The 19,985-nt window shown below is 68.2% G+C and carries 18 protein-coding genes and 1 pseudogene; 9 read left to right on the top strand and 10 right to left on the bottom strand.

The window, feature by feature from the left end; genetic code table 11:
- Positions 1–125 (top strand): annotated as a pseudogene (locus tag M8A51_RS16300) (IS481 family transposase); the annotation flags it as partial.
- Positions 126–625: 500 nt separating this feature from the next.
- On the opposite strand, the gene M8A51_RS16295 reads toward M8A51_RS16300, so the two are convergent.
- Together M8A51_RS16295 and M8A51_RS16290 are read right to left on the bottom strand one after the other, a co-directional pair.
- Entirely contained in the window at positions 626–1,735 is a 1,110-nt protein-coding gene (locus tag M8A51_RS16295; protein WP_251779553.1) for an IS5 family transposase, read from the bottom strand.
- 91 nt (positions 1,736–1,826) lie between these two features.
- Positions 1,827–2,978 carry a GGDEF domain-containing protein gene (locus M8A51_RS16290; RefSeq protein WP_251779552.1) on the bottom strand — a complete coding sequence of 384 codons (1,152 nt, stop codon included), beginning with the start codon at positions 2,976–2,978 and terminating at the stop codon, positions 1,827–1,829.
- A 233-nt stretch (positions 2,979–3,211) separates the two neighbouring features.
- Here M8A51_RS16290 and M8A51_RS16285 point away from each other — a divergent pair, with 233 nt between their 5' ends.
- Positions 3,212–3,748 carry a YcbK family protein gene (locus M8A51_RS16285; protein ID WP_251779551.1) on the top strand — a complete coding sequence of 179 codons (537 nt, stop codon included), beginning with the start codon at positions 3,212–3,214 and terminating at the stop codon, positions 3,746–3,748.
- A gap of 15 nt (positions 3,749–3,763) precedes the next feature.
- On the opposite strand, the gene M8A51_RS16280 is transcribed toward M8A51_RS16285, so the two are convergent.
- The 4 genes from M8A51_RS16280 to M8A51_RS16265 form a co-directional block, all read right to left on the bottom strand.
- Positions 3,764–5,473: a L,D-transpeptidase family protein gene (locus M8A51_RS16280; RefSeq protein ID WP_251779549.1), complete on the bottom strand. Its 1,710-nt coding sequence runs from the start codon at positions 5,471–5,473 to the stop codon at positions 3,764–3,766.
- Positions 5,474–5,714: 241 nt separating this feature from the next.
- Positions 5,715–6,989, bottom strand: coding sequence for a TIGR03862 family flavoprotein (locus tag M8A51_RS16275; protein WP_251779548.1), 1,275 nt, complete (start codon positions 6,987–6,989; stop codon positions 5,715–5,717).
- Positions 6,990–7,021: 32 nt separating this feature from the next.
- Positions 7,022–7,609 carry a DUF3592 domain-containing protein gene (locus tag M8A51_RS16270; protein ID WP_251779547.1) on the bottom strand — a complete coding sequence of 196 codons (588 nt, stop codon included), beginning with the start codon at positions 7,607–7,609 and terminating at the stop codon, positions 7,022–7,024.
- A 144-nt stretch (positions 7,610–7,753) separates the two neighbouring features.
- Complete coding sequence (locus M8A51_RS16265) at positions 7,754–9,472, bottom strand: thiamine pyrophosphate-binding protein (RefSeq protein WP_251779545.1); 1,719 nt, start codon at positions 9,470–9,472, stop codon at positions 7,754–7,756.
- A gap of 157 nt (positions 9,473–9,629) precedes the next feature.
- Between M8A51_RS16265 and M8A51_RS16260 the strand changes: the two genes are divergently transcribed.
- Complete coding sequence (locus M8A51_RS16260; protein WP_251779544.1) at positions 9,630–10,475, top strand: alpha/beta fold hydrolase; 846 nt, start codon at positions 9,630–9,632, stop codon at positions 10,473–10,475.
- 2 nt (positions 10,476–10,477) lie between these two features.
- Here the strand turns inward: M8A51_RS16260 and M8A51_RS16255 are convergent, their stop codons facing one another.
- The 4 genes from M8A51_RS16255 to M8A51_RS16240 are packed head-to-tail and all read right to left on the bottom strand — an operon-like array spanning position 10,478 to position 13,218.
- Positions 10,478–10,807 (bottom strand): DHCW motif cupin fold protein, encoded by a 330-nt coding sequence (locus M8A51_RS16255; protein ID WP_251779543.1) that lies wholly within the window; start codon positions 10,805–10,807, stop codon positions 10,478–10,480.
- A gap of 23 nt (positions 10,808–10,830) precedes the next feature.
- Complete coding sequence (locus M8A51_RS16250; protein WP_251779541.1) at positions 10,831–11,451, bottom strand: pyridoxamine 5'-phosphate oxidase family protein; 621 nt, start codon at positions 11,449–11,451, stop codon at positions 10,831–10,833.
- 35 nt (positions 11,452–11,486) lie between these two features.
- A complete protein-coding gene (locus M8A51_RS16245; protein ID WP_251779540.1) occupies positions 11,487–11,945 on the bottom strand; it encodes a RidA family protein in 459 nt (152 codons plus the stop codon).
- 10 nt (positions 11,946–11,955) lie between these two features.
- Positions 11,956–13,218, bottom strand: coding sequence for an MFS transporter (locus M8A51_RS16240; RefSeq protein ID WP_251779538.1), 1,263 nt, complete (start codon positions 13,216–13,218; stop codon positions 11,956–11,958).
- Between the two features lie 92 nt (positions 13,219–13,310).
- Between M8A51_RS16240 and M8A51_RS16235 the strand changes: the two genes are divergently transcribed.
- The 6 genes from M8A51_RS16235 (at position 13,311) to hutC (ending at position 19,971) form a co-directional block, all read left to right on the top strand.
- On the top strand, positions 13,311–14,186 hold the full coding sequence (locus M8A51_RS16235) for an AraC family transcriptional regulator (RefSeq protein WP_251779537.1): 876 nt from the start codon (positions 13,311–13,313) through the stop codon (positions 14,184–14,186).
- A gap of 227 nt (positions 14,187–14,413) precedes the next feature.
- Entirely contained in the window at positions 14,414–15,715 is a 1,302-nt protein-coding gene (locus tag M8A51_RS16230) for a roadblock/LC7 domain-containing protein (RefSeq protein ID WP_251779535.1), read from the top strand.
- Positions 15,716–15,839: 124 nt separating this feature from the next.
- The gene (nadA, locus tag M8A51_RS16225; protein ID WP_251779534.1) at positions 15,840–16,952 is read left to right on the top strand and encodes a quinolinate synthase NadA; all 1,113 of its coding nucleotides are present in this window, start codon (positions 15,840–15,842) and stop codon (positions 16,950–16,952) included.
- Position 16,953: 1 nt separating this feature from the next.
- Positions 16,954–17,820: a carboxylating nicotinate-nucleotide diphosphorylase gene (nadC, locus tag M8A51_RS16220; protein ID WP_251779533.1), complete on the top strand. Its 867-nt coding sequence runs from the start codon at positions 16,954–16,956 to the stop codon at positions 17,818–17,820.
- A gap of 113 nt (positions 17,821–17,933) precedes the next feature.
- Complete coding sequence (locus tag M8A51_RS16215; RefSeq protein ID WP_251779531.1) at positions 17,934–19,139, top strand: M48 family metalloprotease; 1,206 nt, start codon at positions 17,934–17,936, stop codon at positions 19,137–19,139.
- Positions 19,140–19,242: 103 nt separating this feature from the next.
- A complete protein-coding gene (gene hutC, locus M8A51_RS16210; RefSeq protein ID WP_251779530.1) occupies positions 19,243–19,971 on the top strand; it encodes a histidine utilization repressor in 729 nt (242 codons plus the stop codon).
- Positions 19,972–19,985: the final 14 nt, after the last annotated feature.

The following is a 19,985-nucleotide window of genomic DNA, read 5'->3' as shown; positions in this document are numbered from 1 at the left end:
GCATCGCCTTGCCCGTCTGGAATCACTTTTACAACTGGCACCGTCCGCACCATGGCATCGGCTGCCTGCCGCCTATGTCCCGGATCAAAAAATCACGAAAGAACCTCTTGACTCTTCACACCTAGGGCCTGTTCACACGACGAAGGGCTGTGCGGGCGAGCCTGCCAGGGCGCAGAGCGAGGCGGGCAAGGCCGCCCAGACTGGGCGTCTGGGCGAGGCGCCCTACGACGCGCTGCGCCCTGGCAGGCCCGCTCCCTGCGGGTTGTTGTCCAAAAGGCCGTGCGCGGCGTTGCAAAGCCTCGCCGGGTGCCGCGCGCAGCCGTCCGGTCTGCGCAGCGAACCAGGCGTAGCGCGGCAAATGGCGTTGCTGCGCTGTACAGCTATCGCGCACGGACGCTTCCCAACGCCCCACCCGGCTTCGTTTTGCGCCTTGCTCACGGCCTTTTGGACAACAACGCATCAGCCCTCCGTCGTGTGAACAGGCCTTAGCAGGCTGTTGAAAAACCATCACCGAACCCGACAAGGGCATCGAACGCGAAGCAATTTCGAGTCATCGATCGGTGCCGAGATGCGTTCGGTTTGTGTTCTGGCAGCGGGACGGTACTCCGCAGCCCCTTTGCGGCGCTCATTGCGCCACTCCTTGCGGCGGCAAGGTCAGTATTCGAGCCATGCGCACGATGTTGCTCGCTGTCATCGTCAGTTTGAAGTGCTGGTCGACCCGTTTGATTCCTCGGTACACCGTCTGACGAATGCGTCCGATGGTCTTGCCCCAGCCGAAGTGCTCCTCGATGCGTTTTCGGACCACCTGGCTTGCGGCATAACCGCTGTGCCGCATCGTGCGCCCGTCGATCGCGCTGCCACCGATGTGAGTGACGTTGCTCGCCACGTGCGGGGTGACGCGACGCTGGCGGCACGCCTGTACGAAGTCGCGCAGATCGTAGGCCTTGTCTGCGCCGAGCGTCTTCAGGTGCCGGCCCGGCAGCCTGTCGAGCATCGCCAATGCAGCCGCCCGCTCCCCTTTGCCGTCCGCGTGCGTGACCACGGCGCTGACCACCAGCCCCGAGCGGTTCTCCATCAGCACGTGGCCTTGGTAGCAAAGCGTGGCGGCCGTGTTGTGGCTCTTCCTGAACAGCCGCGAATCCGGGTCGGTCGTGCTGGCGTGCGTGTCGTTGCCGCGCGGCTTGCCCTTCCAGTTGGCCTGCGCGTTGCGACCGCTCCCACCTCCGTTGGCATCGTCGCTGCCACCGTCCTTGCGCGCAAAGCTCTTGTGACTGGCCCAGGCCTGGATTAGAGTGCCATCCACCGAGAAGTGCTCGCGCGACAGCAGGCCCTGTCGGTCGGCCACTGTCATGACCTCGGTGAAGAAGTTCTCCACCACCGCATGCTCCAACAGCCGGTCGCGGTTCTTGGAGAACGTGGAGTGGTCCCACACCTCGTCGTCGATCGCCAAGCCGATGAACCATCGGTACAGCAGGTTGTAGCGCACCTGTTCCATCAACTGCCGCTCGCTGCGCACCGAGAAGAACACCTGGATCAGCATCGCCCGCAGCAGCTTCTCAGGAGCGATCGAGGCACGGCCGTTATCGGCGTATATCGTGTTGAACAGGCCGTTCAGGCGCACCAGGGCTGCGTTGACCAGCAGGCGGATCGGACGCAGCGGATGGTCTGCCGGCACGAAGTCTTCGAGCTTGGCCACCGTGAACAGCGCCTCTTGCATCCCGTCGCTTCCGCGCATCGTCTTCGCTCCCCTGTTGATCGGCGCTCTACCGTATCAACTTCCGTGCCCCTGCAACACAGCATTTGTGCGGGGGAAATTCAACAGCCTGCTAGGCCGTGACCGCCTCGGGACCGGCGTCGGACATCGGGGCGGTCACCTCTGCCTCGACGCGGTTGCGCCCACTGTTCTTGGCGCGATACATCGCGACATCGGCGCGGTGCAACAGTTGCGCCAACGGCTCGCCCGGGGCCTGCAACATCGCCACGCCGATGCTGACGGTGGTCTTGAGCGGGAACTCGCGGTGATGGAGTTGCAACGCGGCCACGGTCTCGCGCAGACGCTCGGCCGCGGCCAGTGCTGACGGCAGGTCGGTCTCGGGCAGGATGACCGCGAACTCCTCACCGCCGAGCCGGCCCAGGCAGTCGCAGTGACGCACCGCCAGCGCGCAGGCGTCCGACACCGCCTTGAGCACCCGGTCGCCTACCAGATGGCCGTGCGTGTCGTTGATCTCCTTGAAGTGGTCGATGTCCAGCATCAGCAGGGCCATCGCATGGCCAAAGCGCGAAGCGCGCCGGATCTCGGCGTTGCCGGTCGCGAGCAGGTGGCTGCGATTCGCCACGCCGGTCAATCCGTCCAGCCGGGCCTGGTGCTCGAGCTTCGAGATCAGCTCTTCGTTGCGCAACCTGAGTTCGATCGCTTCGGCGGTCGTGCCGTGGATCTTGAATGCGACGCACAGCATCAGCATGCAGTAGAACACCCCGAGCAGTGCCAGTCCCGCATTGAAGCCGCCCGCGCTGAGCAGCGGCGGCGCCAGCAGCGCGACGATCGGTATGCTCATGTCCGACATCAACAACCGCCGGTGGGGGTTGCTCATCGCGGCCGTCAGCGAGACCAGGCCGAGATGGATCATCATCGTGAACATCAGGTTGCCGGCGTCGCCCGGCACCCAGCCCCAGACGATGATCGATGACCAGCTGAGCATGTGCGCGCCATGCGCCCAGGCAATGCGGCGCCTCCAGACACGTTCGTCGGCCACCTGCACCTTCGCTGCGCGGAAGCGCCGGTAACAGGTGATGTAGATCGCGATGATGGCCAGCTCGACCACTGCCCAGATCGTCACCCGCTCCACCGGCAGCCAACGGGTCAGCAAGGCGGCAGCCACCACCGTCAACGCCGGCGCGAGGAACTGGTCGTTGATGTGGTTGTCGACGTAGAGGTGGAGTTGCGCCAGCCGGATGCGGGCGCTTCGGTCTGGGTCCATCGGAAACTGCAGCGATAAACGTCCTCGGCCTGAACACGCGATTGTCTCGCGAGAGCGCCAGCCCGGGAAACCTCGATCTGCGCGACAAAGCTCACGAACAGGGCACACCCTCGGCAGGCAGCGAGGCCACATGTTTCATACGTGAAATATCTACACATTGACACTGCAGGAGCCGCGCTTCTATAACTGCGCCTTCGCCCTTCTTGCCACCCATTTTTTCTCCCCGACTGCCTGTGAGCCTGCTGTCCCGCCGCCGCTTCGTTGCCGCCCTTGCCTCCACGCCCGCACTGGCGGCACCCGCCTGGGCAACGGCTTCCGTGTCCGAGCCCCGCGCGCTCAGCTTCAGCCACCTGCATACAGGCGAGCACCTGCGCAACATCGAGTACTTCAGCGGCGGCCGCTACGTGCTCGACGCCCTGTCCGAAATCAATCACGTTTTGCGTGATTTCCGCACGGGCGCGGTCGCCGAGATCGACCGCGGCCTGCTCGACCTGCTGCATCGCCTGCACGGCTTGACCGGCAGCTCACGCCCCTTCGAGATCATCTCGGGCTATCGCTCGCCGCAGACCAACCAGATGCTGCACCGGCGCAGCAGCGGCGTCGCGACCAAGAGCCTGCACATGGTCGGCCAGGCGGTCGACATCCGGGTGGCCGACGTACCGCTCGCTCAGTTGCGCAAGGCCGCACTCGCCATGAAGGCCGGCGGGGTCGGTTATTACCCCGGCTCGAACTTCGTGCACGTCGACACGGGCCGCGTGCGGCAGTGGTAGCCGGCGGCCGCCGGCTCAGCCGGGCGCCCGCTGGGCCAGCGCCCGCTCGAGCCTGGCGTCGTGCTTGTAGATGTCCGCGGCGAAGTGCATGCGCCCGTCCTCCGGCATCACGACCGCGGTGACATAGAACAGCAGCACCTGTACCGGTCGCTTCAGGTCGACCCGCACCGAATTCGCCTGCCCCTGCATCGCCCCGACGACCTTCTCGCGCGTCCATTCGGGCTGGTCCTTCAGCACCCATTGCGCCAGCGCGACCGGGTCCTCGACTCGCACGCAGCCGTGACTGAAGTCGCGGCGTATGCGATCGAACAGCCCCTGTGCCGTCGTGCCGTGCAGATAGACCGCCTCGTCGTTCGGAAAGATGAACTTCACCAGACCCAGCGAATTGTGGGTCCCGGGCCGTTGCCTCAACCGCAGCTTGCCTTCGGTGAGTGCCTCGAGGCTCTTCGGTGTGGTCGCCACCGGCTTCGCATCGTCACCCGGGCCGTCGACGATCTCCATCTGCTGCTTGTCGAGGTAGGCCGGGTCCTGCTGCAGCTTGGGCAGGATCTCGCCCAGCACGATGGAGCGCGGCACGTTCCAGTACGGCCGGAAGATCAGGTAGCGCATCTCCTCCATCATCACCGGCGTCTGCGTATCGAGCGCTTTGCCGACGACCACATTCATCGTGGCAGCGGCAACCGGCCCTGACGAGGCCGCGTCCGAGGCCCACAGCCGGTACATCGGGATGTTGATGCCGATGAACGGCTGCCGTCCCAGCTCCGGCAACCAGCGCAATCGCTCCATCGCCAGCTCGATCTGCCGCACACGCTGCTGCGGCGGCACGTTCAGTGCCGACTGCGTCGACCTGCCGAGGACGCCATCGGCCTCCAGGCCGTGGCGCGCCTGGAAACGCTTCACGCCTTCGACGATCTCCCCGTCGTAGCGTTCGGCCGGCACGGCCGCCGAAGGCGGCAGGTCGCCATACGCGACGAGCCGTGCGTGCAAAGCCGCGAGCGCCGGGTAGGAGTCGCCCGGTCGCACGCTGTCCGTCCCCGGCAGCGGCTCCTGCAGTGCGGGTTGCGCGGCAAGCGATCGATAGCGCGCCAGCTCTCCCCGCAGCAGCGGATACTGCGCCAGCTTGGGTTGCAGCGCCTCGACCGCATCGGCCAGGCGACCCTGCCGCAGCGCAACGCGCAGCACGTCTGCGATATCGGTCGCTTCGTCGCGCGCCGGCACACGAAACCCCACCGCTTTCGGCTGTACCCGTCCTGCGTGCAGGTGACGCAGATAGCGCAGCACTGCCTGGCTCAGCTCGAACTCGAAATCCGCCAACACTGCATCGTCGGGTCGTTCGGTGGCGATCTGGCGTGCTTGCAGCGCCAGGGCATCGGCGCGGTACACGGCCGGGTCCAGGCCTTCGGTGTGTGCTGCCCGCAGCAACGCGAGCGCCGCCTCGGCCTGGGGCCCTGGACGGCTGCGCACGTCCAGCCACAAAGGCGACCGTTCGGCATAGAGCCGGCGCACGGCTTGCGGCGAGGACGGGTCGGCCACGCGCTGCCGCAGCGCCGACACGAACGACGGGCCGTCGTCCTTGCGCGTTGTCTCTGTGGCGGCGTCCGGCGCCGTGGCGTGCGGCTGCGACCGGCGCTCGCTGCAGGCCAGCAGGGTCACGGCCAGCGCCAACGCAAACGCTGGCAACAGCGGCCACGGCCGCGCGGAAAGTCGATCGGGCTGGTGCAACAAGATTTGTCGGCTCCTCGACGCAACGCCAATGTCCGCGGGTGCGTCCGGCAGCGCCTTTCTGCTGTCGAGGCAGATTCCGTACCAGGCACTCGGCGGCGCTCGGTGTGCGCAGGTGCCGCAGCAGCCGCACCGGCCCGGCCTGCACGAGCCGCTCGAAGCTCGACTCGCAAGTCGTGCGGCCCTTCATCCCACGTATCGCCCAGTTTGTGCGGCGGCTCTCAGCAGATGACCCCGTTCGGCGTCATCGGCCGTGCTGACGCAACCACTCGACCACGCCCTGCCCCGCCCGTTTGCCGCTGGCGAAGCAACCCGTCAGCAGGTAGCCTCCGGTCGGGGCCTCCCAATCCAGCATTTCACCGGCACAGAACACGCCGGGCAGCACGCGCAGCATCAGTTGCTCGTCCACCGCATCGAAAGACACGCCTCCCGCGGTGCTGATCGCTTCGGCGACCGGTCGGGCGGCGGCCAGCCTCAACGGCAAGGCCTTGATGCCCGCGGCCAGCCGGGCGGGATCGGCATGAGCCTCACGCGTCAGCAGTTCGCGCAGCAGGCTCGCCTTCACGCCGGCGAGGCCCAGGCGACTTTGCAGATGGCTGGCCATCGAACGCGAGCCGCGCGGATGCGCAACCTCGCGCAGCACCTGCTCGTGGCTCTTCGCCGGCAGCAGGTCGATGTGCACCACTGCGCTGCCCCGGGCCTCGATCGCGTCGCGCAATGGCGCTGAAAAAGCATAGATGAGGCTGCCTTCGACGCCCGTGCCGGTCACGACAAATTCGCCCTGGCGCCGCTCGATGTGCCCGTCGGCCGATGGGCAGGACAAGGCCACCGTCTTCAGCGGATGCCCGGCGAAACGCTCGCGGAAGTGTTCGCTCCAGCCCGGCAGCGAACTGCCGTCGGCCTGCGGGCGCGCAACGTCGAACCCGCAGTTGGCCGGCCGCAACGGCGCGACCGGCACGCCGTGCGGCTGCAGCACCCCGACCCACCCACCGTCGGAGCCCAGCCGCGGCCAACTGGCACCGCCGAGTGCCAGCACCGTGGCCGCGGCATCGGTGTCGACCGCTCCGTGCGGCGTCTCGAAGCGCAATGCGCCGTCAGCGTTCCAGCCGACCCAGCGATGCCGCATGTGAAACTGCACCCCTGTCCCGCGCAGGCGGTGCATCCAGGCGCGCAGCATCGGGGCGGCCTTCATGTCCGTGGGAAACACTCGCCCCGAGGTGCCGACGAAGGTGTCGATACCCAACCCGTGCGTCCACTCCTGCAGCGCCTGCGGGCCGAACCCCGCCAGCCAGCGCTCGATCTGAGGCTGGCGCGCGCCGTAGCGTGACAGGAAGGGCTCCAGCGGTTCGGAATGCGTCAGGTTGAGGCCCCCCTTGCCGGCGAGCAGGAACTTGCGGCCGGCGGAAGGCATCGCGTCATGCACATGCACCGGCCAGCCGGCGTTCGCGATGGTTTCGGCCGCCATCAGCCCTGCGGGGCCGGCGCCGACGATGTGTACGGGCACGGAGGAGAACTGCATCGGCGCGAGTGTAGGCGCGCCGCCGCCCGGCTCTACAGCACGCGCGCCACGTCGGCCACGAGGCGATCGTGCGCGCGCAGACTGAAGGCACCGACGAGAACGCTCGCCATCAACACCGCGCCGGCCAGCGCCAGGCTCCAGTTCGGCAATTCGACGGACGTCGTCTGCGCCAACGCATGGCCGCTCACCAGCAGGCCGATCAGCACCGGCGGCAGCCCGGCCAGTGCGTGCAGCAGGCAGTGCCGGTTGACGCCGGCGAGGATGGTCGACTGATGCGGCTGTTCGGGGTCGACGTGCACGGCGATCACCGAACCGGCCTGCAGGCGATTCAGCACACCCTTGTGCAGCACCCGTTTGCCGGACGCGTCGTAGCAATGATGGATGCGCTCGCCGATGTAGCCGTGGTCACCGTCGCGGTAGCGGTAGCTGACGAGCACCCGATAGCGCTCGCTGTTGCCGATGCGCTGCAGCACCATCGCCTGCAGCACCGCCGGCATCTTGCGCCAGCGAGTCGCGCGCCAGGCGTCAATGGCGGCCGGCAGGCGCGCGGCGAGCAGCAACACGCCGGCCGCGGTGAACAGCCCGCCCGACACCCATTGCAGCACGACGCTCGCGTCCATCCGTCTCCTCGTTCGCCCGGGTTGGAAGCCTCTGCGCGAGGCGGCGAATCAGCGATTGTCCCGGGTGCAGCGTGCGCTGCCGAGCCCGGCGGATGTAAGCAAGCGTGGAAGTGCGTGACGTGAGGTTGCAGCCCCGCCGCGCGCTCAGCCTCTGCGCAGCGCGGAGGCCCGAATGGCGCTCAGCGTCGAGCGGCTCGTGCTGACCTCGGCGTCGAGCTTCAGGTGCAGCAAGGTCGGTCGCTCGCTGCGCAAGGCCTTGCGGAACGCCGCTTCGAACTCCTGCGTCTGTGCCACCAGGGTGGCATCCCAGCCGAACGACTGCGCGAACAGCGTGAAATCCGGGTTGAACAGATCGCTGCCCGACACCCGCCCGGGGAACTCTCGCTCCTGGTGCATGCGGATCGTGCCGTAGGTGCCGTTGTCGACCACGATCACGATCGGCCGCCCACCGTAGCCAGTGGCGGTGGCCAGTTCCTGGCCGGTCATCAGGAAGTCGCCATCGCCGGCGATGTTGATGGCGACGCGGCCGGGTTGCAGCAGGCTGGCGGCCACGGCAGCCGGTACCCCATAACCCATCGCGCCAGCCGTCGGCGCCAGCTGGGTGCGGCCGCCGATGTGCAACGCCGGGTACTGGTAGTAGCGGTGCAGCCAGCCCGAGTAGTTGCCGGCACCGTTGGTGAAGACGGCGTCCTCCTTGCCAACTTCGACCAGCAGCCGCTGCATCGTCTTGACGACCTCGGCCATGTCGAGCGGGCCCGGGGCCGCGGTCGGCTCCAGATTGGCTTCGTAGTCGGCATGCGCAGCCTGCGTCCACTCGCCCCACGGCACCGCAGGTGGCGCTGCCAGAGTTTCGAGCGCCTTTGCGGCACAAGCCATCGACGACTGCAGCAACAGGTCGGCGGCGTAGACCCGCCCCAGTTCCTCGGCACCGGCATGGATGTGAATCAGCTTCTGTCTCGGGCGAGGCGCCTCGATCAGCGTGTAGCCGCCGGTCGTCATCTCGCCCAGGCGCGGCCCCACCGCGAGGATCAGGTCGGCGTCCTTGATGCGCTTGGCCAGCCGCGGGTTGATGCCGATGCCGACGTCACCAGCGTAGAGCGGGTGGCGGTTGTCGAAGAGGTCCTGGAAGCGGAAGGCGCAGCCGACCGGCAGTTGCCAGTTCTCGGCGAAGCGTTGCAGTGCCTTGCAAGCCTCGGCGTCCCAGCCGCTGCCGCCAACGATCACCAGCGGACGTTCGGCCTTTACCAGCATCGTGCGCACGTCGCGCAACGCGCCCGGAGCCGGCCACGCCAGCGCCGGCTCGATACGCGGCAGCACCGGCGCCTGGGTCGGCGTCACGAGCATGTCTTCAGGCAGCGCCAGCACCACCGGCCCGGGCCGGCCCTGCATGGCAACGTGAAACGCACGGGCGATGTACTCCGGCAGGCGGTCGGCGCTGTCAATTTCGGCCACCCACTTCGCGAAGGCACCGGTGCTCGGTCCGAACATCGCGCGGTAGTCGACCTCCTGGAAGGCCTCGCGGTCGCGCACGTCAGCGCCCACCTGGCCGATGAACAGGATCATCGGCGTCGAGTCCTGCCAGGCCGTGTGAAGCCCGATGCTGGCGTTGGTGGCTCCAGGGCCGCGGGTCACGAAGCAGATGCCCGGCCGCCCGCTCAGCTTGCCCTGCGCCTCGGCCATGAAGGACGCGCCGCCCTCTTGCCGGCAGGCGATGAAGCGGATGCGGTCACGGTGTTCATAGAAGCCGTCGAGCACGCCGAGAAAGCTCTCGCCCGGCACGCCGAAGGCAGTGTCGACGCCCTGCTCGATGAGGGCCTCGACCAGTGCGTGGCCGGCGATGCGCGGCGTGTTTCGCTCAGTCATGGGCAAAGTCTCCTGTCTGCGATCGGTCGATTATCGCGAGGCCCGGCACCGTCCCGGAAAGAGGGGACAGCGGGCTTCAAACGAGGGGGAACGGATTGACCCTTGCGCAGGCGTCGCCAGAATGGGCAACCGGCATCTCCACCCCCTCCACGAGTCCATGACCCTCCACCATGTCGAAGTCCCCGGCGTCACGCTGCATGTCGACGACATCGGCGCGGGCGAACCGCTGCTGATGTTGCCTGGCATGCTGTGCGACACGCGGCTGTTCGAGTTCCAGGCGCGCGAACTGAGCCGCCATGCCCGCGTGATTCGCATCGATTGGCGCGGCCACGGCTACAGCACGCGGCCGCACACGCCGTGGTCGATGGCTCGGCTGGTCGAAGACGTGCGGGCCGTGTGCAACGTGCTGGAGCTGGACCGGGTCACGCTGGTCGGCTTCAGTCTCGGCGGCATGGTGGGCATGCGCTTCGCGCTGGCCTACCCACAGCGCGTGCGGGCGATGGTGTTGATGAACACCAGCGGCGGCCGCGAGGACACCTGGCGCCGCATCAAATTCCATGCACTGGCCAGCGCTGCCGGCCTGCTCGGCCCGGTCCCGTGGCTGACCGGCGAAGCAGCCAAGGCGATGTTCTGCGGCCCCTTCCGTCGCCGGCAGCCTCGCGCAGTCGCAGCCTGGCGGCAAGCGCTCGGCCGCATGGACGGCAGCGTCGTGCGCCATGTGGTCGAAATGGTGGCCGACCGCGACAGTGTGCTGCCGCGGTTGCGCCAGCTCGACATCCCGTCGCTGGTGATCGCAGCAGAACTCGACGGCAACACGCCACCGGCACACGCGCGCGCCATTGCCCAGCATTTGCCGCGCGCTCGGCTGGCCCTGCTCCGGGGCACCGGGCACGGCGCGCCCATCGAGCAGCCCGTCGCGACGCTGGCCACGATCAGCGAGTTCCTGAAGGAATGTGCCGTGCTCGGCGACAACGGATCGCAGCAGCTGCCGCTGGCCGCCTGAGTTCAATCGACGACGAACAGCCGTGCGCCGGTACCGGTGGACGAGCGGTGCGTCTCGGCCTGGTCGGCCACCTGGTAGCTCATGCCCGGACGCAGCACGAACTGGCGGCCGTCGGCCAGCTCGGTAGAGAGCTCGCCTTCGAGGCACAGCAGGATGTGTCCCTTTTCGCACCAATGGTCGGCGACGTAGCCGGGGGTGTACTCGACCATGCGCACCCGGATGTCGCCGAAGCGGCGCGTGCGCCAGTAGGCGGTGCCGGCCTCGCCCGCATGTTCCGTCTGCTCCACGGCCGACCAGTCTGTCGTGCCGAAGGGGATGTCATTGATCTTCATGGCAGGTCGCTCGCGCAGGAGGGTCAATAGAGCGTTGCGCGCTGTCGCTCGCGCAGGCCCTGGTCGTATTGCGGCCCGTCCACCTGGTCGTCGGTGAGCGCGGCCAGCACGGTCCCCGGCGACGGCAGTTGCGCCAGAACACTGTCGGGAAGCGCCGTCCACAGCTTCGAGCGCAGGACCGCGCGGGCGCACTGGAAGAACACTTCCTCGACGGTGATCTCCAGCACGCACTTGGGCGGCGCCCCGTCGACCGCCAGTGCTTCCAGCAGTGCCGGATCGACCGAAATGCGGGCCTTGCCATTGACTCTCAGCGTCTCCCCGACGCCGGGGATCAGGAACAGCAGGCCGACGCGCGGGTCGTGAAGGATGTTCCTCAGGCTGTCGATGCGGTTGTTGCCGCGGCGCTCCGGCAGCAGCAGCGTCTTGTCGTCCTTCACCCTCACGAACCCGGGCGCGTCGCCACGGGGCGAGGCATCCAGCCCATCCGGCCCGACGGTGGTGAGCACCGCGAACGGCGATGCGGCGATCATCGGCCGGTAGACCGGGTGCAGATGTGCCACCTGCTTGCGCAACGACGGCTCGCCGACCGCGCCGAACAGGGACTCCAGTTGAGACAGCTCATGAACGACGTGCGAGGCATCCATCTTGTTCGGCTTTCAGCGTGGGGAGCAACCGTCGACTATGCCACCTGGACCGACATCTCGATCTCGACGGCGAAGCCTTTGGGCAGCGAGCCGACGCCGATCGCCGAGCGTGCGTGCCGGCCGCGCTCGGCGAAGACGGCCAGCAGCAGGTCGGAGCAGCCGTTGATCACCTCGGTGTGCTGAGTGAAATCGGGCACCGCGTTGACCATCCCCAGCACCTTGACGATACGCGCCACCCGGCGCAGGTCACCGAGCGCGTGCTTCATGACCGCAATCTGGTAGAGCGCGATCTCGCGCGCATGCGCCGCGGCTTCGGCCACCGAGACTTCCCGCCCCACCTTCGGCACCGGCCCGGCATCCTCACGCACGGGCGCGCCCTTGCCGGACAGGTAGAGCGTCGTGCCATGCAGCACGCAGGCGTCGAAACTGCCGCGTGGCGGTGTCACCTGGGGCAGCACCAGCCCGAGCTCATGCAATCGATCTTCCGGAGTCATCGAGCGCTCCTCAGGCGGGGGCCGCGGTTGCCGGCATGCGCGCCCGCTGCCGGCTGCCCACCAGCGTGGCCGACAGCACGCCCATCACCAAAGTCATGGCGGCGCCGTAGAACACCCAACTCGGCTGCCCGCGGTCGAGCAGCATGCCGAACGTCGGCGCAGCCACCGCAAAGCCCAGGTCGAGCCCCGAATAGACGGTGCCGTAGACACGCCCCGTCGCCCCGGGGGGCGCGGCCCGCTTGATCAGCATGTCGCGCGACGGGCCGGCCAGTCCCACGCCGAAACCGGCCAGCGAAGCCACGACGGCCGCCCCGACACCCGGCACCAGCCCGGTGCCCGCCAACGCGAGCAGCGTGGCGCCGATCAGCAGCGCCACGCCGATCGTGAACTCCAGCCGCTCCACCTTCGCCACGAGGAAACCGCCTGCCACCATGCCGGCCGCACCGCACAGCATGAAGCCGGTGACCACCAAAGACGTCAGCGACAGCGGCAGCCCGTACAGCTGCTGCAGCGACGGGCTGGCAAAGCTCTGGACCGCGCTCAGGGCACAGGTCGACCAGAAGAAAAACGAGAAGCAGAGCCACACCGACGGCAGCTTCAGGAAAGCGAGCGGGTGCTCTGGTGCGGCGGGAACGCCAGCCGCCGTCTTTTTCGCCTCGTGCCCCCAGCTGCCGAGGCGGTCGTCCACCGCGTCCCGGTTGAACGCCAGCAGCACCATCACGCCGACGGCGACCGCTGCCGCGCACAGGTAGGCGACCCGCCACGAATCGGCCGCATGCGTGATGCCGGCCAGGAACACCGGCGCCACGGCCCAGCCCAGGTTGCCGGTGATGCCGTGCACCGAGAACGCATGCCCCAGGCGGGGCGCCGACACGCGCTTGTTCAGGATCGTGAAGTCCACCGGGTGGAACGGCGCGTTGCCCAGCCCGGCCAAGCCCGCTGCCAGCATCAGCCCGGCATAACCGTGCGCGGAAGCCGCCGCCAGCGCCGCCCCCACGAAGCACGCGAGCGCGGCGAACAGCACCGGCCGCGCCCCGATCTTGTCGACCAGGAAACCCGACAGCGCCTGCCCGATGCCGGAGATCACGAAGAACATCGTGACCAGCAGGCCCAGCTCGGAATAGCTCAGGGAGAAGTCGCTGATGAACCACGGGAACAGCGGCGGCAGCAGCATGTGAAAAAAGTGCGAGGTGCCGTGCGCCAGGCCGATCAGACCGATGGTGCGGGCGTCCTGGCGCAGTGGGACGGGGTTCGACGAGGCGGGAATGGTCATGGAATGCGAGCGCGTGTCAGCAGGGACTGAACCAATGGTAGGCGGGTGCAGCACGGCGGAGTTACGATAGCGGGACAACTTCTGTCGAGAATATGCCAAGCCGCCCCCGCCGTCCTTCGCCTCGCCCGCCCGAACGGATCGGCCCGCTGACCCCTCACCTGTTCATGCCGACGCCTGAGCGGCCGGTGCGGGCGAAGGCGCACGGCCTGCGCGCCGACGTCCAGGTCACGCCGCATGCACACCCCTGGGCGCAGCTGACCTTCTCGGCCACCGGGGTGCTGCGGTTGAGCACCACGCACAGCACCTACATCGTGCCGCCGTCGCGGGTGGTGTGGGTGCCGCCCGGCGTGGAACATGCCATCACCGTGGTCGAGGACGCCGACATGCGCACGGTCTACTTCCACCAGCCCGACGGACGCTGCGGCCCAGACCCGCAGCAGCAGGACGACGGCGAGTGGCGCCACTGTCGCGTGCTGGAAGTCTCCGACCTGCTGCGCGCCCTGGTGCTCGAACTCGACACCCGCGCCGACGGCCGGGACGGGGCGCCCGACGACGACGGACTGCGTCGCGAACACCATCTGAGCGCCCTGGTCCGCGACGAGCTGCGGCGCGCCCGCGCCGTGCGTCTGGGCGTCGACCTGCCGTCCGACAAGCGACTGCGCACGCTGTGCCAGGCGGTGGTGGACGACCCGACCCGCCATCCGACGCTCGACGCCTGGGCCCGGGACGTCGGCGCCAGTCCACGCACCGTGGCCCGGCTGTTCCGACAGGAGCTGGGAACCAGTTTCGTGCAGTGGCGCCAGCAGGTGCTGCTGGCCAAGGCGCTGTCGCTGGCCGCTCGCCAGTTGCCGATGAGCCACATCGCGGCGGAACTGGGCTATGCCAGTGCCAGCGCCTTCACCGCGATGGTGCGGCGCTCGGTCGGCACGCCCCCCAGCCAGTTCTTCGGGCGGCAGGCCGCGCGTTGAAACCGGCGGCCGCCTCGCGCCGTTCATCGACGCCTGCCGACCGCCCGACCGGGGACCCGGTGCTCCCCACTTCGGGTGGGATGACCGAACGCCCCGGCCTGACTAAACTGCAACCGAATGTCTCACCGGGCCAGGGAAAGGTGCGTTCCCCGGCTCGGCGGCACCCCGCTTGCCACCGCAGCAAGACCGCGCGCCGTGCCGCGCATTGATGGACGAGAGGACGCAGCATGCTCACCTCCCTCTTCGGCGATCTGGGCTCCCCGAACGACCCGCGCGGGCGCGCTCGCCGTGCAGCCGAGGGCCCCGACTTCGCCGCCACCGCGATCCTCGAAAGCACCGCCACCGAGGTCAGCGACCAGGGGCACATGGTCGACAAGCACACGCGTGACCTGTTCGTCACCGGCTCGCCGTCGGAAGCCATACGCCAGCAACTGAAGGCGACGCGCGCCGACCTGGAAACCGCGACGCGGCAGATCACGCTGTTCGACCCCGCCCGCATGTGGGCCAGCAGCGTGATCAAGGCCCTCTCCGATGCTTCCGGCCAGCCGATCGAGCGGCTGCACCTGCGGCACCAGAACACGCTCGCCACCATCGCGCTGATCGAGCGCACCGCGTTGCCGCGCCGGGTGGAAGACCCACTGAAGGTCTACCACACCGACGTCCGCGATTCGAGCAGCGACGCCCAGTCGATCCCGGTGGCCCTGATGGAAAGCAGCCACCTCACGGCGGTGGTCATCGCGCCGATGCCGACCTCGGCCCTGGAGCAGATCGTCGGCATGCTGAACGCCGCCGCACGCGGCGCCAACTGGCGCTGCCCGACGCTGCTGTTCATGCTGTCGACCCCGGTCGCGCAGATGGCGCCCCGCATTGCGGCCATGCCGTGGCCTGAGCGGCTCAACGTGATGGTGACGACCGAGCCGATGACCAGCGCGTCGGCCGTGTGGAACAACGTGCTCAACGTCTGGAACAAGGTCAAGGGTGTGCCGCAGTGGGACGGCGCGGAGTTGCGCGCGACGCTGGGCGAGAACGACTTTCCGATCAAGGTCGCCGACCTGGAGCCCCCCATCACCGGCAAGGTCGCTGCACGCGCTGTCGCCTCATCCCCCGCTGACAAGCCAGCCACCTCGGTGCGGGTCGACGCCGCTCGAGCGTCGCTCGACAGCACCCGGATGCTGCGTGCCCTCGACCAGCTGATGCAGGTCGAGGGCATGCTCGCCTGCTGCGTGGTCGACTCCAGCACCGGCATGGTGTTGGGCAGCCAGCGGGCCGACGAGGCGGACGACCTCAACGTCGAACTGGCCGCCGCCACCCACACCGAAGTGCTGAAGGCGCACCGCCGTGCGTCGCGCGAGATGGGCTGCGGCGACCGCGTCGACGAGATCATCGTCACGCACGCACGCCGCCACCAGGTGCTGCGCACCGTCACGGCACATCCCGAGCTGTTCGTGCTGGCGGTGCTCGACAAGCTGCGTACCAACCTCGCGCTGGCCCGCTTCAAGATCATGGATGCGGAAAAAGCCCTGAGCTGAGCCCCGGGGCAGGCGCCGGAGGCCCCCTCGCCTTTGTCCCTGCTGGCCGGCGCGATCGAGCGCTCGGCTACCATTTCCGTTCCCCGTTGCCGCCCAAGGCAGGCCAACGCAGCCTGCTCGCCCCATGGAACAAGTGATCTTCGACTACACCCGGCAGGACGCTTCCGGCGCCAGCTGCACGGCCCACGCCTGGGCCAAGGTGCCCGAACCCCTGTCCCCTGACCAGCGTCGCCAGTGGAAAGAGCGCGCCAAGACGCTGCTCGCACGGCACAACGCCACGCTGGTGGCGCACTACTACGTCGACGGGGACCTGCAGGACCTGGCACTGGAGACCGGTGGTTGCGTCGCCGACTCGCTCGAAATGGCCCGCTTCGGCCGCGACCACGCGAGCAAGACCCTGGTCGTCGCCGGCGTGCGCTTCATGGGCGAGACGGCCAAGATCCTGTCGCCCGACAAGCGCGTGCTGATGCCCGACCTCGACGCGACCTGCTCGCTCGACCTCGGCTGCCCGCCGCAGGACTTCGCTGCCTTCTGCGACGCTCACCCCGATCGCCGGGTGGTGGTCTACGCCAACACCAGCGCGGCCGTGAAAGCACGCGCCGACTGGATGGTCACCAGTTCCTGTGCGCTGGCCATCGTGCGGCACCTGAAGGAGCAGGGCGAGAAGGTCCTGTGGGCACCCGACAAGCATCTGGGCCGCTACATCCAGGAGCAGACCGGTGCCGACATGCTGATGTGGAACGGCGCATGCATCGTGCATGACGAGTTCAAGGGCATGGAGCTCGAGTTACTGAAGCGCGAACACCCGGGGGCGCTGGTCCTCGTGCACCCCGAATCGCCGCGCAACGTCGTCGAGCAGGCCGACGTGGTCGGCTCCACCTCGCAGCTGCTGCAGGCCGTGGTGCAAGGCGGCGCACGCGAATACATCGTCGCCACCGACAACGGCATCCTGCACCGCATGCGCCAGCTCGCCCCCGACAAGGTGCTGATCGAGGCGCCCACCGCCGGCAACAGCGCCACCTGCAAGAGCTGCGCGCACTGCCCCTGGATGGCGATGAATGCCCTGCAAGGCGTGGTCACCTGCCTCGAACAAGGCAGCGGCGAAATCACCATCCCCGAGTCGACGCGCAGCCAGGCGCTCGGCTGCATCGAGCGCATGCTCGACTTCGTGGCCCGGCATCCGGCCAGCATTGCCAAGCCGGCGCAAGGCTTTGTCCCCAACGTAGGCGCCGCCTGACATGTTTGCATCCGACGAAACGCTCGAACAGGCACGTGAACGCAACGTGCGCGACGCTCTGACGGAAGACATCGGCCGCTGCGACTGGACCGCGCAGCTGGTGCCGGCCGGGCAGCGCGTGAAGGCGCGCGTGCTCGTGCGCGAAGACGCAGTGCTGTGCGGCCGGGAGTGGTTCGAAGGCTGCGTGAAGGCGCTCGACGCACAAGCGCGGGTCGACTGGCACTACGACGAAGGCGCTTGCATGACGGCCGACACCGCGGTCTGCCACATCGAGTCCGACGCGCGCGGGCTGCTCACCGCCGAGCGCCCCGCGCTCAACTTCCTGCAGCTGCTCTCGGCCACCGCCACCCTCACGCGCCGCCACGTCGACGCGATTGCCGGCGCTTCACCCAACCCGCGCGGCTGCGCCATCCTCGACACGCGCAAGACGGTCCCCGGCTTGCGCCTGGCACAGAAGTACGCAGTGCGGGTCGGCGGCGGCCAGAACCAGCGGTTGGCGCTCTACCACGGCATCCTGATCAAGGAAAACCACATTGCGGCCGCCGGCGGCGTGACGCAGGCGCTGCGCAATGCGCAGGCGCTCGACGCCGGCGTCGACATCCAGATCGAGGTCGAATCGATCGAGCAACTGCGCGAAGCGCTGGCGGCGGGCGCCACCAGCGTGCTGCTCGACAACTTCACGTTCGAGCAGATGCGCGAGGCGGTGGCCGTGACCCAGCGCCGTGCGCTGCTGGAAGTGTCCGGCAGCGTGCAACTCGGGCAGGTGCGCGCGATCGCCGAAACCGGCGTCGACCGCATCTCGATCGGCCGGCTCACCAAGGATGTGAAGGCCGTCGACTACTCGATGCGCGTCCTCGAACGCCTGTAGCCTGCGCCCCGGGCCTCTCCTACAATCCCCCGGGCCCGGCAACGGGCGGAGGGGGAGTCGGCGCCTGCCCACTCTCACAAACACAAAGCAATCACATCCCTGAGAGGGGCATCTTGAATCCATCACTCGTCTACAAGCACGAGGGCAAGCTCTCGACCATCTGTCTCGTGCTCTCGTTGATCGTCTGGCTGGCCCTGGTCGTCGGCACGCTGGGCATCGCGCTCATCTACCTGCTGTTCGGCTTCCTCGGTTATCTGTTCGTCCACTCGGCGTTCATCTCCTACCTCAAGGGCACCGGTGTGAAGCTGACGCCCGAACAGTTTCCCGACCTGCACCAGCGCTTCGTCGAGTGCTGCCGCAAGCTGGGCGTGGAGCAGCCGCCCGAGGCCTACGTGCTGCACGGCGACGGCATGTTCAACGCCTTTGCCACGCGCTTCCTCGGCCGTCACTTCGTGATCCTGCTGTCCGACGTCGTCGACGCCTTCGAGCACCAGCCCGAGGCACTGGACTTCTATATCGGACATGAACTCGGCCACATCCGCCGCGGCCATCTGACGGGCATGATCTGGCGTGCACCGGCCAGCGTGCTGCCGCTGCTGGGCGCAGCCTATTCCCGTGCCCGTGAATACACCTGCGATCTGCACGGTCTGGCCTGCTGTCCGCAACCCGAACACGCCGCCCGCGCGCTCGCAGCCATCTCGGCCGGCGGCAAACGCTGGGCCGACGTGAACCTGCGCCAGTTGGCGAACCAGTCGCAGCAAAGCGGCGGCTTCTGGATGTCCTTCCACGAGTTGACCGGCGACTACCCCTGGCTCGTCAAGCGCCTGGCGCGCGTGATCGACGGCGACAACGCACAGTTCCCTCGCCGCCACGGCTTCGCTTGGTTCCTGGCCTGCTTCACGCCACGCGTCGGCGGGCGCGGCAGCGGCGCGGTCGGGCTGGTGCTGATGGTGGCGATCGTCGGCATCCTCGCCGCGGTCGCGATCCCCGCTTACCACGACTATCAGCAGCGTGCCCAGGTCGCCATCGCATACCAGTACGGCGCGCAGGCCGCGGCGCTGGTCGAGGGCTACTACCGCCAGAACGAAGAGGTGCCTGAGACGCTCGAGCAAGCCGGCTTCACCGAAGGCGCCCTGCCCCCCGGCGTCACCGGCATCGAGTACACGGCCGATGGCGCAGTGATCACGCTGGTGCTGGCCGACGACCACCGGCTGGCGCTGGTGCCCAGCAGCCAGGATGACGGCTCCATTCGCTGGGCCTGCGAATCGGACGACATCCCGGGCAAGCACCTGCCCAAGGCCTGCAGCGAAGGCCAGTAAAGCGCTCGTGCCGAGAAGCGGCCGGCTGCGTAGCGCAGCCGGCCGCTTTTGCTTGGGACGCCCTGTATTGACCTGTATATACAAGTCGGTATGATGCCCCACCATGACGGCTCATCCTGCCCCTGAGTACCTCAAGCTCAAGCGCCACATCCTCGGCCGCATCGCTGCCGGCGACTGGCAGCCCGGCGAGCGCATTCCCAGCGAAGGCGAGCTGACGCGAGAGTTCGGCCTGTCGCGCATGACGGTCAACCGTGCGTTGCGCGAGCTGGCCGTCAGCGGGGCGATCACCCGGGTGCAGGGCGTCGGCTCGTTCGTCGCGGGCCCGAAGGCCGAATCGACGATGGTCGAGGTGCACGGCATCCGTGACGAGATCCGCCAGCGCGGACAGCAGCACGCGGCGACCGTGCTGTCGGTCGGTGAGACCCACGCCGATGCAGCGCTGGCCGAAGCGTTCGGCCTGCCGCTCGGCGCGCCGCTCTATCACTCGCTGCTGCTGCACTGCGCCGACGGGCAGCCGCTGCAGCTCGAAGACCGCTATGTCAACCCGGCTGCCGCCCCCGGCTATCTGCAGCAGGACCTCGCCGCCGATACGCCGCACCACTACCTCACGCGCGTCGCGCCGCTGGAACAGGCCGAGCACGTGATCGAAGCCGACACGCCGTCACCCGAGGTCGCACGGCATTTGCAGCTTCAGCCCCATGAGCCGGTGCTGGTGCTGAACCGCCGCACCTGGTCGGGCGGGCGCGTCGCCAGCGTCGCCCGCCTGTTCCATCCGGCCCGCCGCTTCCGGCTGAGCGGTCGCTTCTCGTTCACACAGCCTGACCCCGGCTGAGCGCGCTTCCACAA

It is taken from the genome of Caldimonas mangrovi (genome assembly GCF_023721835.1).
Taxonomy (GTDB): Bacteria; Pseudomonadota; Gammaproteobacteria; order Burkholderiales; family Burkholderiaceae_C; genus Caldimonas; species Caldimonas mangrovi.
Note: the sequence above shows the minus strand (reverse complement) of the source record. Positions and strands in the feature narration are given on the sequence as shown.